14 protein-coding genes are annotated in these 14,333 nt (G+C 63.3%); 6 read left to right on the forward strand and 8 right to left on the reverse strand.

What is annotated here, in order from left to right:
* Positions 1–119: 119 nt before the first annotated feature.
* Together PIGHUM_RS16640 and PIGHUM_RS16645 are read right to left on the reverse strand one after the other, a co-directional pair.
* Positions 120–884, reverse strand: a complete 765-nt coding sequence (locus PIGHUM_RS16640) for a DUF2238 domain-containing protein (RefSeq protein WP_124080687.1) — start codon at positions 882–884, stop codon at positions 120–122.
* Positions 885–950: 66 nt separating this feature from the next.
* Positions 951–2,312 (reverse strand): hypothetical protein, encoded by a 1,362-nt coding sequence (locus PIGHUM_RS16645; RefSeq protein ID WP_124080688.1) that lies wholly within the window; start codon positions 2,310–2,312, stop codon positions 951–953.
* A 795-nt stretch (positions 2,313–3,107) separates the two neighbouring features.
* Between PIGHUM_RS16645 and PIGHUM_RS24255 the strand changes: the two genes are divergently transcribed.
* The 3 genes from PIGHUM_RS24255 (at position 3,108) to PIGHUM_RS16660 (ending at position 3,927) form a co-directional block, all read left to right on the forward strand.
* Positions 3,108–3,257, forward strand: coding sequence for a BrnT family toxin (locus PIGHUM_RS24255; RefSeq protein WP_246013258.1), 150 nt, complete (start codon positions 3,108–3,110; stop codon positions 3,255–3,257).
* Complete coding sequence (locus PIGHUM_RS16655; protein WP_124080689.1) at positions 3,244–3,519, forward strand: BrnA antitoxin family protein; 276 nt, start codon at positions 3,244–3,246, stop codon at positions 3,517–3,519. Before PIGHUM_RS24255 ends, PIGHUM_RS16655 begins: the two co-directional genes overlap by 14 nt.
* 144 nt (positions 3,520–3,663) lie before the next feature.
* Positions 3,664–3,927 (forward strand): tyrosine-type recombinase/integrase, encoded by a 264-nt coding sequence (locus tag PIGHUM_RS16660; RefSeq protein ID WP_160142321.1) that lies wholly within the window; start codon positions 3,664–3,666, stop codon positions 3,925–3,927.
* 402 nt (positions 3,928–4,329) lie between these two features.
* On the opposite strand, the gene PIGHUM_RS16665 is transcribed toward PIGHUM_RS16660, so the two are convergent.
* Both PIGHUM_RS16665 and PIGHUM_RS16670 read right to left on the reverse strand, forming a co-directional pair.
* Positions 4,330–4,848, reverse strand: a complete 519-nt coding sequence (locus tag PIGHUM_RS16665) for a VOC family protein (protein WP_124080691.1) — start codon at positions 4,846–4,848, stop codon at positions 4,330–4,332.
* 56 nt (positions 4,849–4,904) lie between these two features.
* Positions 4,905–5,357 carry a MarR family winged helix-turn-helix transcriptional regulator gene (locus tag PIGHUM_RS16670; RefSeq protein WP_124080692.1) on the reverse strand — a complete coding sequence of 151 codons (453 nt, stop codon included), beginning with the start codon at positions 5,355–5,357 and terminating at the stop codon, positions 4,905–4,907.
* A 768-nt stretch (positions 5,358–6,125) separates the two neighbouring features.
* On the opposite strand from PIGHUM_RS16670, the gene frmR reads away from it, so the two are divergent.
* Together frmR and PIGHUM_RS16680 are read left to right on the forward strand one after the other, a co-directional pair.
* Entirely contained in the window at positions 6,126–6,401 is a 276-nt protein-coding gene (gene frmR, locus PIGHUM_RS16675) for a formaldehyde-responsive transcriptional repressor FrmR (protein WP_124080693.1), read from the forward strand.
* A gap of 54 nt (positions 6,402–6,455) precedes the next feature.
* Positions 6,456–7,565, forward strand: coding sequence for an S-(hydroxymethyl)glutathione dehydrogenase/class III alcohol dehydrogenase (locus PIGHUM_RS16680; protein WP_124080694.1), 1,110 nt, complete (start codon positions 6,456–6,458; stop codon positions 7,563–7,565).
* Positions 7,566–7,711: 146 nt separating this feature from the next.
* On the opposite strand, the gene PIGHUM_RS23940 is transcribed toward PIGHUM_RS16680, so the two are convergent.
* From PIGHUM_RS23940 to prpB, 4 genes are all read right to left on the reverse strand, one after another.
* Positions 7,712–7,873, reverse strand: a complete 162-nt coding sequence (locus tag PIGHUM_RS23940) for a hypothetical protein (protein ID WP_160142322.1) — start codon at positions 7,871–7,873, stop codon at positions 7,712–7,714.
* 303 nt (positions 7,874–8,176) lie between these two features.
* Entirely contained in the window at positions 8,177–9,631 is a 1,455-nt protein-coding gene (locus PIGHUM_RS16685) for a bifunctional 2-methylcitrate dehydratase/aconitate hydratase (protein WP_124080695.1), read from the reverse strand.
* A gap of 150 nt (positions 9,632–9,781) precedes the next feature.
* Entirely contained in the window at positions 9,782–10,963 is a 1,182-nt protein-coding gene (gene prpC / locus PIGHUM_RS16690) for a bifunctional 2-methylcitrate synthase/citrate synthase (protein ID WP_124080696.1), read from the reverse strand.
* Between the two features lie 18 nt (positions 10,964–10,981).
* Positions 10,982–11,872 (reverse strand): methylisocitrate lyase, encoded by an 891-nt coding sequence (gene prpB, locus PIGHUM_RS16695; protein ID WP_124080697.1) that lies wholly within the window; start codon positions 11,870–11,872, stop codon positions 10,982–10,984.
* 235 nt (positions 11,873–12,107) lie between these two features.
* Between prpB and prpR the strand changes: the two genes are divergently transcribed.
* Positions 12,108–14,183 (forward strand): propionate catabolism operon regulatory protein PrpR, encoded by a 2,076-nt coding sequence (prpR, locus tag PIGHUM_RS16700; RefSeq protein ID WP_124080698.1) that lies wholly within the window; start codon positions 12,108–12,110, stop codon positions 14,181–14,183.
* Positions 14,184–14,333: the final 150 nt, after the last annotated feature.

Consider the following 14,333-nt stretch of genomic DNA (forward strand, 5'->3'; position numbering starts at 1 on the left):
AATTCAATACAAGCGCGTCAGATGGTGAACCCCGGGCGACGGCCCAAGGAGCGCGTATCCACCTGCACGCAATTTGACGAGTCCGTTACATCGCCGGACTGAATCGAGCCGAATGGAATTTACCCTTGCCTGCCGCCCGTCTCGTCATGCGTCGGCGCCGCGCGCAGCATGCGGGCGATGGCGGCGTCGCCATACGGGCGGGCATCCTTGACCCGCAGGCTGTCCGCCCATTCCCGCGAGAAATCGCGTTGCAGCCGGCGATTGACCAGCGCCGTGAGCAGCATCGCCAGCAGCGCGCCGGCCACCGCCAAGGCCATGTCCTTTTGCGCGTCCCAGACATCGCCCTGCGTGCCCAGATACGCCACGCCCAGGTCCCCGCCGAAGATCTCCGCCGCACCCCATTCGAACAATTCGAACGTGGCCGAGGTGGCCAGCGTGAACTCCAGCGGCAGCAAATAACCCCAAAAGCCCTTGGCGTCGGCAACGCGCAGGAATACCTCGCGGATCGGATAGGCCAGCAGCAGGCCATAGGCGAAATGCACCACGCGATCGAAATTGTTGCGCTCCCACCCCCACAGGGCATTGAAACTGTGGCCTGTCCAGGCCCGCCACCACTGCTCGTAGGGCACGCCGGCATAGGTGTAGTGCGCGCCCACCGCGTGCAGGCAGAGAAACAGGAAGATCAAGGTGTAGGACAGCCGCGAGAAGCGGAAGCGGCGCCGGCTCCAGATCAGCCCGGCGCAGAACCCGACCACCAGCACGTTCTCCAGCGCCCAGTCGTGGCGGTCCGCCGGACGGATGGCCAGCGCCAGCCACAGCAGCAGGAAGGCCGCCGCCAGCGCCAGCGCGTAGCGGCGATGCGAGCGTTCCGAACGCGGGTCCATGCGTGTCTCCGGGGATGGGGCTGTCAGTCTACGCCAACGCCCCGTCTCCTCGACCCACGCTTCAGGTCACGAAGAAGTCTTTTGCAATGCGCTGCACGATGCCATATCGACGAAAGGACGCGGCGTGGTCTGCCGGACCTGCACGCTCAGGCCGCTTGAAGTGCGCGTCACGCCGAATTCGACCAAGACGCCGCCAACCCTGCGGTCGGCCGCGGAGAAAGCCTGAGCAGGAATCGTCGGAAACAGGTTGATCGTATCGTCCTGGTCGCCGCCGAGCTGGGCCTGCGTATCGACCGTTCCCTGCACGACGTGGACATGAGCCTGGTCGTCGATTGTGACTGTGCACGAGCCGTCGGTATAGACGCCCACCCAACTCGCATCGAGATCGCTGGCAGTCGCACCGTTGGTGACGTTCACGCTGGTCATGGCCGAACCCACCGTGGACGGATGCGGATCGGTCACCACACATTCCACGCGGTCGGTCGCATCCGAAAACCCGTATCCCCCCTTGCGCGCCACGGCCTCCGTCACATAGCCGCGCGTAACGGTGACCATCGTATATTTGTCATTGGCCACGTCGCTCGCCATCACCTGGAACAGGCCCACCACCTGCAGCAGCAGGTCGCCAGGGTCGCCATTCATCGCTGCGCTATAGCTGCGGCCATTTGCCGCCACCGTCATATTGCCATCGGCCGTTACTGTGATGGTGCACGAATCCGTATCGGCGACATCGTTGCCTGGCACGAAACTGCGCCCCAACTGGCCTCGGTATACGCCGACGAGCGGCGCAATATCCGCGGCGACGGCATTGTTCCCCGTCTTGGCGAACACGATGGGGCCGGTCTGGCCAGCGGTCGTGCCGTATGGAATGCTGGCGATGTAATCGGCGCTACGCTCATAACCGTCGAACAGTTCGCCATAGCTCTTGCCCGCCTGGGTCAAGGCATCCCGGATCTGTTCGAGCAGGTCGTCATAAGCGTTGCCGGCGACGGCGGTGAATGCGCCCCCTACCGGGTCGAAGCCCGAGGGTACGGTAAAGCCGTTGGCCGACAAGTTGGCGCCAAGCAATTCGGTGGCCGCTTGCATGACGGCGGCCACTCGGCCGATGGCGTCGGTCTCGTGGCGCTCGAACAGCGCTTCGCCCAAACCGCTCGCGTCCATCCCTGCCAGCACCAGCGCGCTCAACGGCGTTACGTTCGCCCTCAGCGCCGCACCGCTGCCCGCCGCCAGGGAAATCAGTTCTTCCGTATTGCCCGGTCCGCCGCTGCCGACCGTACCGCCGGATACGGTCACGACGCACGGCAGATTCGCCGTGGGCACCGGGACGCTCCAGGCGCCGCCCGCGCCGGTGACCGTGGCAATCGGCTCTCCTGCGAAGCACCTCAGCGACACCGCGCCGCCGACGATGGGCGCGCCGATGGCAGCCACGCCTGAGACCGTGGTGCTGGCTACGGTTCCTCCTCCTCCACCACCGCCTCCTCCACCGCCCGAGTTGGCGGGGCTGGATGAACCATCTCCCCCGCAAGCTGCAGTGATCGCCCCCGCGATCACTGCGCAACCGAGCCATCGCCCGGTACCGGCCAGCCATAATGCAGAAGACATAATGAAAACCCCTTTAGGTGGAGCGCCATCATATGTCTCTGCGAGAAACTGCTACATCATGCAGACACGGGATTGCGGAGACGGGGAAACTGTGCTGGAGCCGGACATGCGGACGATGTGGCCGGATCGGATCAACACAAGCTCGGTGATGATGCGTGCCACCGACCCTTGGTTTCCCAAGGTGCCAGTTGCGCCAGTTTTCATCTTGCAACCCTGCGGTGTCGCCACGGCCTCAGAAGCCATCCTGTACGGTACGGGTTACGCTCTTCGGAGACGTCCCCCGAGTCGGTCTTGCACCGACTTTCACCAGATAACAGATCGCAGGGCCATTGCCTGCCCCACGCCGTGCTGCCGCTGATCGTCGTGCGCATGAGGGGTCACCGAAGAGAGAACGAAAAAAAGCCCGCTCGGAGTTGCCGGCGGGCTGAGCGCGATGCGCGTATTGATGGTAGTGCTGCTTCACAAATCGTACATACAAAATACTTTGCCAAAAAATTAAATCGTACGTACAATTTGTGTTATGGGTATCACATACGATCCGCGCAAGAATGAACGCAACATCGCCGAACGCGGCCTGTCGTTCGAACTTGCCATCCAGATGACTGGGCGACGGCACTAGTCGTGGAAGACCTTCGCAAGGATTACGGCGAGCAGCGCTTTCAAGCTCTGGGCCGAATCGGCGAACGCCTTCACATGCTGGTGTTCACCATCCGAGACGAGACGATCCACGTCATCAACACAAGAGAGGTAACCCGATATGAAGCGTCCTAACCCTGAACTGATCGACGCCGAAAACCCGGAATGGAGCGCAGCTGATTTCAAGCGCGCACGCCCGGCGAGCGAGGTGTTGCCTGAGTCCATCCAGGCCAAGCTGGGAATCCGTCGGCGCGGGCCGCAGAAGACCCCAACCAAGGTGCCCGTTACGATTCGGCTTTCTCCCGATGTGCTGGAGAAATTCAAGGCACGCGGCACCGGATGGCAATCCCGTGTCGATGATGCCCTGCGAGATTGGCTGAAAACCCACGCCGCGTAACGGCCGGGAGAAACGAAAAAGCCCGCAGTCAAATGACGGCGGGCCTTCTGGTCGTAGCTCTTGCGAGCCTGATGAAAATCGTACCTTTTGGCACGTTACGCACAAGGGGGCGGAAAATTATGCCACCCGGAGTGCGCCGACCGGGTGCCGAAGCTCAAGGCGTTCGAGGAGCCGGGCGTGCGCGTCCGCTGGGAGCCGCCGGCCGTTATCACACAGCTCATCCAGGCCATTTCACAAGACTGCCTCAAGGGGGTCGCGCTATTCGTGGTCAGCACCGGCATGCGAGCGGACGAAATCCTCTCCCTCACGTGGTCTCAGGTGGATATCGTCCGCCGCACGGCGTGGGTGACCGCAGCGGAGCGAAATCCAAACGGGCGCGAGCCGTGCCGCTCAACGATGACGCGGTGACAGTCCTGCGCCGGCGGCTGGACAAGCACGATACCCTCGTGTTCACCCGACAAGCCGCGAAGGGCCGGGGGAGGTGGCCAAGATCAGCAAGATCGACGCGCACGCGGAAAATGTCAAACTTTGGTCAAACGGCATCGTGAAAGAAGAAACGCCACCGGACAGGGTGGCGTTAAGTGCTTAATGCATAAGTGATTCTTTGGTGGGCCCCCTGGGAGTCGAACCCAGCACCAACGGATCATGAGTCCTCTATTTATAGCCTAGAGAGCCTAGCAAAATCAACGACTTACAACCTAACCTCTTGATTTTATTGAAAACTGTAGTCCTGTTAGGTTCCGTTGGATACCGTTGGGTTCCGCTGAGATGTAGCCTTGTAGCCTTGACTAAGCCACATTTGGGTTGTGCTTAAGCGGCCTCTCCTGCCGCAGAACCTGTTGCAAGATTAGCTCCCCACCGCTGCTTGGCGGCGTTGAAATCGAGAGGACGACGCCACAGGTCCTCATACGTCCAATCAACGTTAGGCACTCGCCAAACAATCTCCAGAGGGATGCCGTCAGGGTCTTTGCCATAAACGGACAAGTGCATTGGTTGATCAATCAGATCAGTGAGTACATTGGCCTCTTTCAGCCGTTCTCCAATGTGTTCAAGTTCCTCAATGGTTCCCACCTCAAAAGCAACATGGAACACGCCCGGAGAGGCAGGCTGACCCCAACCAGGACGGGGGAGTGTGGCATTAGGAATGATAGCTATGTCGTGGTGATTGGCTGATGCACCCGCAGCCCGAAAGAAACGCATTTCAGGCCAATTTCCCTCTGGAGGCAAGGTGGCGACGAGATCAAGACCAAGCACATCACGATAAAACGCCGTTGATGTGTCAAGGTTAGCAACAGAAAGGACAATGTGATTAACGCGACGGATTGACATATGAGTTCCTTGGTTTGTTGTTTAACAAGGCAGAAAGATCCAAGGCAATCTTGCTTTTATCCTTTGCCATGACGTGCGAGAGAAAGGCGATGCATGATTTCGCCCGCCGCGATCAAAAGATCCCGCTCCTGCTCAGATAGGCATTCATTCATGGCCTCAAACAACCAATCGTCTCGCTGAGAACGGGTTTTAAACAAAAGCACTCGCCCTGTTTCAGTCAAAGACAGGCGTGTTTTCCTTTTGTCGGCAGGATCAGATTTCTTTTCAATCAAACCACGCTCATCTAGCTCCCCCAGAATTTGGGCGAGGTTAGATGAACGCAAGTCCAAATCAAAAGCGATTTGTGTTGGCGTCGCTTGGCCGTCATCTCTTTCTATAGCACCCAACACCATGAGGTTGGTCCAACTCTCGCCCTGCAACTTGGCGGACTGCTTGAGACGGCGAGCAACAGCGACAATGCTGTTGCGTATGGATGGGACGGCTTGGCGTCGCTTATCGGCATCGTTCATATAGCTATCTTAACATAGCTATTTTTTCATAGCAATTTCCGGCTTTTAGCGGGAATTTGGCACCATCCCTGTAGACGCAAAAAAAACCGCAGTGTGAATGCACACTGCGGTTCTCATATTTGGTGGGCCTCCCGTGAGTCGAACACGGCACCAACGGATTATGCTTACCAACTATGGCTTTCGCCACCCTTTTCAGGTTTGTGGTCTGGACTGTCTCTTGTCTTTACGACCTGCCCGTACAGTCTCTACACGTCCTCTCAGTATGAGAGTTTCGCTCGGGATTGCCACACCACCAAAGCGGCAGAGGTTTCCCCGAATTTGAGCAGTTCTACCAAGGGACAGAGTGAACTTATCCCAAGGCAACCCAAATTTGCACCATTCGTATCCTTGCGAACCGTAGAACGATGCAGCTTAAGTCCGCTGCTCTAACCAAGCATGAGCTAGAGGCCCGAAAATCTAACAACTTAAAATCTTACTACGTGCCTAAGCCAGTAGACAACCTTTGATCCTCTAGGCAAGGAGATCAAACCACATGTTTGAACTGTAGCCTAATCTGTAGCCTAGCGGCAGACGGAAAAACGTAAGTCATTGATTTTATTAATGTTTTCGGCATCGCACAATGACTTATGAGTCCGCTGCTCTAACCAGGCATGAGCTAGAGGCCCGAGGGCGCAATTCTACACCGTCTTGTCCGGGCGCCTCCCGCTGCTGCGCGCTTCCCTTGTCCGGCCTTCGACTCTATACTACCCCCCAGTATTAGAGAGCCCCATGCCCCATACACCGGAAGAGAAAAAACGCGTCCTGACGCGCGTTCGGCGCATCCGCGGACAGTGCGATGCGCTGGAGCGCGCGCTCGAAGCCGGCGCCGATTGCGGCCCGGTGCTGCAGCAGATCGCCGCCATACGCGGCGCCGTGAACGGATTGATGTCGGAAGTCCTGGAAGCGCACGTCCGCGAGGAATTCGTCCATCCCGCCGAATCGGAAGCCGTACGCCTCGAACAGGTGCAGGAACTGCTGGGCCTGGTCCGCTCGTATCTCAAATAATCCCGGCCGGCCTCCCCGGCCGTCCATCGACACGTCACCTCAGGAGAACTCCCCATGAAATCCCGCGCCGCCGTTGCTTTCGGTCCCGGCAAGCCCCTGGAGATCGTCGAGATCGATGTGGCGCCGCCCAAGAAAGGCGAAGTGCTGATCAAGATTTCCCATACCGGCGTCTGCCACACCGACGCGTTCACCCTGTCCGGCGACGATCCAGAAGGCTTGTTCCCCTGCGTGCTGGGCCATGAAGGCGCCGGCGTGGTGGTGGAGGTCGGCGAGGGCGTGACCTCGGTGCGGCCGGGCGACCACGTGATTCCGCTCTATACCGCCGAGTGCGGCGAGTGCCTGTTCTGCAAGTCCGGCAAGACCAACCTGTGCACGGCCGTGCGCGCCACGCAGGGCAAGGGCGTGATGCCCGACGGTACGACGCGTTTCTCCTACAACGGCCAGCCGCTCTATCACTACATGGGCTGCTCGACCTTCAGCGAGTACACGGTGGTCGCCGAGGTCTCGCTGGCCAAGATCAACCCCCAGGCCAACCACGAGCACGTCTGCCTGCTGGGCTGCGGCGTCACGACCGGCATCGGCGCGGTCCACAATACCGCCAAGGTGCAGGAAGGCGATACGGTGGCCGTGTTCGGGCTGGGCGGCATCGGCCTGGCCGTCATCCAGGGCGCGCGCCAGGCCAAGGCCGGCCGCATCATCGCCATCGACACCAATCCGGGCAAGTTCCCGCTGGCCCAGCATTTCGGCGCGAGCGACTGCGTCAATCCCAAGGATCACGACAAGCCCATCCAGCAGGTCGTCGTCGAGATGACCGGCTGGGGCGTGGACCATTCGTTCGAGTGCATCGGCAACACCGGCGTGATGCGCGCCGCGCTGGAGTGCGCGCACCGCGGCTGGGGCCAGTCGGTCATCATCGGCGTGGCCGGCGCCGGCCAGGAGATTTCCACCCGCCCCTTCCAACTGGTGACCGGCCGCCGCTGGCTGGGTTCCGCGTTCGGCGGCGTGAAGGGCCGCAGCCAGCTGCCCGGCATGGTCGAGGACGCCATGCGCGGCGACATCGAGCTCGAACCCTTCGTCACGCATACGCTGCCGCTGGGCGAAATCAACCAGGCCTTCGACCTGATGCACGAGGGCAAGTCGATCCGCACGGTCATCCACTACTGATCGTGGCGGAGAGCCGGCACCCGGGCGTATTGGGTGCCGGCCGCGTCCTTCCGGGAGCCTCCCCGGAATTGGCCCTACCTCTGCTCGGCGCTTGCGCGTCACAGGCAGCGGGCCTCCCAATGACTCCCCGGGGGCAGCCGCTGCGCTTAAGAAGACAAGGCGGTGAAGAAGTCGGTACCCGGCTGTACAATATCGAATTCGGTCTGATCACCCACCGAGCCCAGAAGGTGGAGTGCCGGCGGCGCGTAGAGCAAGTTTTTCGACAGGTCTTGGGATTGAACTGTGGGCACTGGATTGATCTCTGGCATGGTTCTTCTCAGGGGTGTGGTGACCAGGATTTATAACAGCTGGCGCTCCGACGAGCCAGATGCAATTCCCGCTAGCTCACTTTCCCTTCAACGCGTACGCCATCACATAGCCCCCGTGCCCGGGGGCCGGCACGAAAGCGTAGGCGACGGCAGCGGCCAGAACTCCAGGCCGGCGTCCGCCACCGCCCATGCCACGGAGCCGAGCATCGCCTCCGACAGTCAGCCGAAACCCCAGAATACCCTCCGACGTAGAGCCCACAGTCCGGGAGGGGGCGTGCGGGCGCGCTCCCCTTTCCGCGACTGTCAGATCACGTAGAGATCCACGTACTCCTGCACCGGCATCGCCTCCAGCGCCGTCTGGTCCAGCGACACGTCGAGGATGGCCTGCTGCTGCTTGGCCGGAAAGCGCCGCGCCAGGTTGGTGCGGAACTTGGCCTCCAGCAGCGGGATGCCCTCTTTGCGGCGGCGCTTGTGGCCGATGGGGTATTCGCAGACCACTTCCTTGAGCTTCTTGCCGTCCTTGAACTCGACGGTCATGGCGTTGGCGATGGAGCGCTTGTCGGGGTCGTGGTAGTCCTGCGTGAAGGCCGGATCTTCCACGCAGACGATCTTGGCGCGCAGCGCATCGATGCGCGGGTCGCCCGCCACGTGGTCTTCGTAGTCGTCGGCGGTCAGGCGGCCGAAGAGGATGGGCACGGCGACCATGTACTGGATGCAGTGGTCGCGGTCGGCCGGGTTGTCCAGCGGACCCTGCTTGTCGATGATGCGTATGCACGCCTCATGGGTGCGGATGGTGATCTTCTCGATGTCGTCCGCGCTGCGGCCCGCCTTCTGCAGCTGACGGTGGATGTCCATCGCGCACTCGACCGCGGTCTGCGAGTGGAACTCGGCCGGATACGAGATCTTGAACAGCACGTTCTCCATCACGTAGCTGCCGTAAGGGCGCTGGAACTTGAAGGGCTGGCCCTTGAACAGCACGTCGTAGAAGCCCCAGGTCTTGGCGGTCAGCACCGAGGGATAGCCCATTTCGCCGGTGCGGGCCATCAGCGCCAGGCGCACGGCGCGGCTGGTGGCGTCGCCGGCGGCCCAGCTCTTGCGCGAGCCCGTGTTGGGCGCGTGGCGGTAGGTGCGCAGGCTCTGGCCGTCCACCCAGGCGAGCGACACGGCGTTGATCAGCTCGTCGCGCGTGAGCCCGAGCATCTGCCCGACCACCGCGGTGGACGCCACCTTGACCAGCACCACGTGGTCCAGGCCGACGCGGTTGAAGGAATTCTCCAGCGCGATGCAGCCCTGGATCTCGTGCGCCTTGATCATCGCGGTCAGCACGTCCTTCATGGAAAGCGGCGGCTTGCCGGCCGCGACGGCCTGGCGCGACAGCCAATCGGCGGTGGCGAGGATGCCGCCCAGGTTGTCCGAAGGATGGCCCCATTCGGCGGCCAGCCAGGTGTCGTTGAAGTCCAGCCAGCGGATCATGGCGCCGATGTTGAAGGCGGCCTGCACCGGATCGAGCTGGAACTGCGTGCCCGGCACCTTGGCGCCGTTGGGCACGACGGTGCCCGGTACGATGGGGCCGAGCAGCTTGGTGCACGCCGGGTACTCGAGCGCCTCCAGGCCGCAGCCCAGGGTGTCGATCAGGCAGTTGCGCGCGGTCTCGTAGGCGAGCTTGCTGGTGACGCGCTTGTTCAGGACGTAGTCGACGATATCGACCAGGACCTGGTCGGGCTTGGGACGCACGGTAGAGCTGGAAAGATTGGACATGAGGCTCCCCCCTACGCGCTTCGCGCGCCCCCCAGGGGGCGGCACTGGCGGACCGGCAAAGCCGGATCCGCTGTGCCCTGGGTCGGCCAGGCTTGCGCGGTAGGTTTGGTTGAACGAAGGGTTTTGGTTAATTCAGGAACGGGCCGGTCTTTACTTGCGCTTGGCCAGCGGCACGAACTTGCGGTCTTCGGGGCCGGTGTAGTTGGCGCTGGGACGGATGATCTTGTTGTCGATGCGCTGCTCGATGATGTGCGCCGCCCAGCCGGCCGTGCGCGCGATCACGAACAGCGGGGTGAACATGGCGGTGGGCACGCCCATCTCGTGATAGCTGACGGCGCTGAACCAGTCGAGGTTGGGGAACATTTTCTTGGCATTCCACATGACCGCCTCGAGCCGCTCGGCGATGTCGTAGAGCCGGGTGTTGCCGGATTCTTTGGACAAGCGCCGCGACACTTCCTTGATGACCTGGTTGCGCGGATCGGAAACCGTGTAGACCGGGTGGCCGAAGCCGATCACCACTTCCTTGTTCTCGACGCGGCGGCGGATATCGGCCTCGGCTTCGTCCGGCGATTCGTAGCGGCTCTGCACCTCGAAGGCGACCTCGTTGGCGCCGCCGTGCTTGGGGCCGCGCAGCGCGCCGATGGCGCCGGCGATGGCCGAGTACATGTCCGAGCCCGTGCCGGCGATGACGCGCGCGGTGAAGGTCGAGGCGTTGAACTCGTGCTCGGCGTACAGGTTCAGCGAAGTGTGCATGGCGCGCACCCAGGAATCGGACGCGGGCCGGCCGTGCAGCAGGTGCAGGAAATGGCCGCCGATGCTGTCGTCGTCGGTATCGATCTCGATGCGCTCGCCGCGGTGGCTGTAGTGGTACCAATACAGCAGCATGGACCCGAGCGAGGCCATCAGCCGGTCGGCGATGTCGCGCGCGCCGGGCAGGTTGTGGTCGTCCTTCTCGGGCAGCACGCAGCCCAGGGCCGAGACGCCAGTGCGCATCACGTCCATCGGGTGGCTGGCGGCGGGCAGCCATTCCAGCGCCGCCTTGACGTTGGCAGGCAGGCCGCGCATCGCCTTGAGCCTGGCCTTGTAGGCCTTGAGCTCATTGCGGTTGGGCAGCTTGCCGTGCACCAACAAATAGGCGATTTCCTCGAACTCGCACACGTCGGCGATATCGAGGATGTCGTAGCCGCGGTAATGCAGGTCGTTGCCGCTGCGGCCGACCGTGCACAGCGCGGTATTGCCCGCCATCACGCCCGACAGCGCCACCGACTTCTTGGGCTTGGGGCCGCCGGCCTGGGGTTGCTTTCCGTCCTGCACCGGTGCTGCTGAACTCATGTCTCGCTCCTTGGCGGGTCACTTCTTCTGAAAGAGCGCGTCCAGGCGAGCCTCGAACGCGTGGTAGCCGATCCGATCGTACAACTCCTCGCGGGTCTGCATCATGTCGACCACGCTCTTCTGGTGGCCGTCCCGGCGGATCGCGGTGTAAACCGTCTCCGCCGCCTTGTTCATCGCGCGGAACGCCGACAGCGGATACAGCACCATCGACACGTCGGCGCTGCGCAATTCGTCGACGGTGAACAGCGGCGTCTGGCCGAACTCGGTGATGTTGGCCAGCACCGGCACCTTCACGGCCGCAGCGAACTTGCGGTAGGTATCCAGGTCGTAGGCCGCCTCGGCGAAGATGCCGTCGGCCCCGGCCTCGACGCAGGCCAGCGCGCGCTCGATGGCGGCGTCCAGGCCCTCGACGGCGATGGCGTCGGTGCGGGCGATCAGGAAAAAGTCGGGATCGGTCTTGGCATCGGCGGCGGCCTTGACGCGATCGACCATTTCCGCGGCGGAGACGATCTCCTTGCCGGGGCGGTGGCCGCAGCGCTTGGCGCCGACCTGGTCTTCTATGTGGCAAGCCGCGGCGCCCGCCTTGATCAGGCTCTTGACGGTGCGCGCGATGTTGAACGCCGACGGGCCGAAGCCGGTGTCGATGTCCACCATCAGCGGCAGGTCGCACACGTCGGTGATGCGGCGCACGTCGATCAGCACGTCGTCCATGGTGTTGATGCCCAGGTCCGGCATGCCCAGCGAACCGGCCGCCACGCCGCCGCCGGACAGGTAGATGGACCGGAAGCCCGCCCGCTCGGCCAGCAGCGCATGATTGGCGTTGATGGTGCCGATGACCTGCAGCGGCTGTTCGTCGCGCAGGGCCTGGCGGAACGAGGCGCCGGGGGTCGCGGATCGGGATTGCGTCATGGGAAATCTCTCAGCGGTAAATTTTCTATGGAGTGCAAACACTGTGCCAGATACCCGGACGCCATGTCCGGCAAGGAGCTGTCCGGCGCCATGGCCAGTGTTTGCGGCCTCCTGCGCGGGTGCGGGCTGTCGCTCCGCGCTCCCGCGCGCAATCCGTGGGATCGGTTTCCTATTTCGATCATTTCAAATTTGATAGATCGAATATCATTATTGAAACAATCGAACTTCATCCATCATGGAACTCGACGCGCCCCTTCCCGCCGGCCCCGGCCGCCGCCCCGTCATCTGGGCCATGGGCATCAGCCGCGTGGCCCGCGCCTTTGCCGAACTGACGCCCGCCTATGCCGGACTGGCCGACTTCCGCGTCGTCGACGAAGGCTTCGAGACGGCCGCGCGCTCCATCAACCGCGCCGCCCGGCAAGGAGAAGTCGATGCCGTCGTGGCCGGCGGCTCGAACGGGGCCTACCTGCGCCAGAACGTCCAGGTACCGGTGGCGCTGATCAAGGTCACGGGCTTCGACGTCATGCACGCGTTGACCGCGGCGCGGCGCCTGTCTAGCCGGCTGGCGCTGGTCACGCATGCCTCCACCTTCCCGGAGACCGAAGCCTTCAAACAGGCATTCGGCCTGGATTTTCCCAGCCACAGCTACGTCACCGTCGACGACGCGGCGGCGCGGGTCGAGGCGCTCAAGCGCGAGGGCATGGAAGTCATCGTCGGACCAGGGCTGGTCTCCGATCTGGCCGAACAGCAAGGCCTGGCCGGCGTGTTCCTGTATTCCAGCAGTTCGATCCGCGGCGCGCTGGAGGATGCCATCGAGGCCGTGCGGCTGGCGCGCATCGAGCAGCGCCGGCGCGCCTACCTGAACACCGTGCTGTTCCACCTCAACGAAGGCGTGGCCGCCGTCGATGCCCACGGCCGCGTGCAATCGATGAACCCGCCCATGGAGCGGCTGCTGGGCGTGCGCCGCGACCAGGCCATCGGCCAGCCGCTGGAAGGCGTCGCGCCGGCGATCTCGCTCGCCGGGCAGTTGCAGCGCGGCCAGAAAGAGCTCGAGACCATCCAGCGCGTCAACGAGAAAGTCCTGATCGTGAACCGCATTCCCATCCAGAGCGGCGGCGAGCTGCTGGGCGCCGTGGTCACCGCCCAGGACGCCAAGGCCATTCAGCGCGTCGACCGCAACCTGCGCACCGGCGGCAGCGTGCGCCCGACCGGCATCCGCTACGAATTGGACGACCTGCTGGGCAGCTCCACGGCCATGGAGCGCGTGCGGGAACTGGGACGGCTCTATGCCGAGGTCAGTTCCACGGTGCTGATCGAGGGCGAAAGCGGCACAGGCAAGGAAGTGCTCGCGCAGGGCATGCACCGCGCCAGTCCGCGCCGCGACTTTCCCTTCGTGGCGATCAACTGCGCGGCCTTTCCCGAGCCGCTCCTGGAAAGCGAGCTGTTCGGCTACGAAGAGGGCGCGTTCAGCGGCGCCCGCAAAGGCGGCAAGAGCGGCCTTTTCGAAGCCGCTCACAACGGCACCATCTTCCTCGACGAAATCGGCGACATGCCGCTGGCCCTGCAAGTCCGCCTGCTCCGCGTCCTGCAGGAAAAACAGGTCCTGCCGGTGGGTGCGCTCGAGCCTGTCGCGGTGGACGTGCGCGTCATCGCCGCGACCCACCGCGACCTGCCCGCGATGGTGCGCAGCGGCGCGTTCCGCCAGGACTTCTACTACCGGCTGAACATCCTGCGCATTGCCGTGCCGCCGCTGCGCGACCGCGAAGGCGACGTCGAGGAACTGGCCGAAACCCTGTACACGCGCGCCCAGCAGCGCCTGGGCATCGCACGGCCCGTGCGCCTGCCCGCCTTCGTCAAGCTGCGCTGCGCGCGCTACGCCTGGCCCGGCAACCTGCGCGAAATGGAAAACGTGTTGGAACGCGTCGCGGTCTCGCACGCGCGGCGCAAGATCGGCCGCAAGGAGCTGGAGCAGGAACTGGAAATCACCGTGCCCGAATTGTGGGGCACGGGCGGCGACACGCCGGCGAACGAAACGGCGCGCGAGGATGCTTCATCGCCTGGCCCCGCAAGCGCATCCGGCTCGCGGCTGGCTCCGCTGGAAGAAGTCGTGCGCGCCGCCCAGGCCGAACATATCCGGCGCGTCCTGCAGGCCTGCGGCGGCGACCGCCGGCAGGCCTGCAGAATCCTGGACATCAGCCCCGCAACCCTCTGGAGAAGGTTAGGCCCCCCCCTACGCGCTTACGCGCGCCCCCCAGGGGGCGAAGCGGGTGGACCGGCGGAGCCGGATCCACCGCTTCCTGGGTCTGCGTAGGGTATCTTGGATTGAAGCGGTGCGCTTTTTTGCGCGATCGTGGGTATTTCGAAGGTTTTGATCCAGGGCACAGCGGATCCGGCTTTGCCGGTCCGCCAGTGCCGCCCCTTGAGGGGGGCGGCGCAGCCGCATGGGGTGGACTTTCTTTCC

Origin of the sequence: Pigmentiphaga humi (assembly GCF_900606115.1) — a bacterium.
Taxonomy (GTDB): domain Bacteria; phylum Pseudomonadota; class Gammaproteobacteria; order Burkholderiales; family Burkholderiaceae_B; genus Pigmentiphaga; species Pigmentiphaga humi.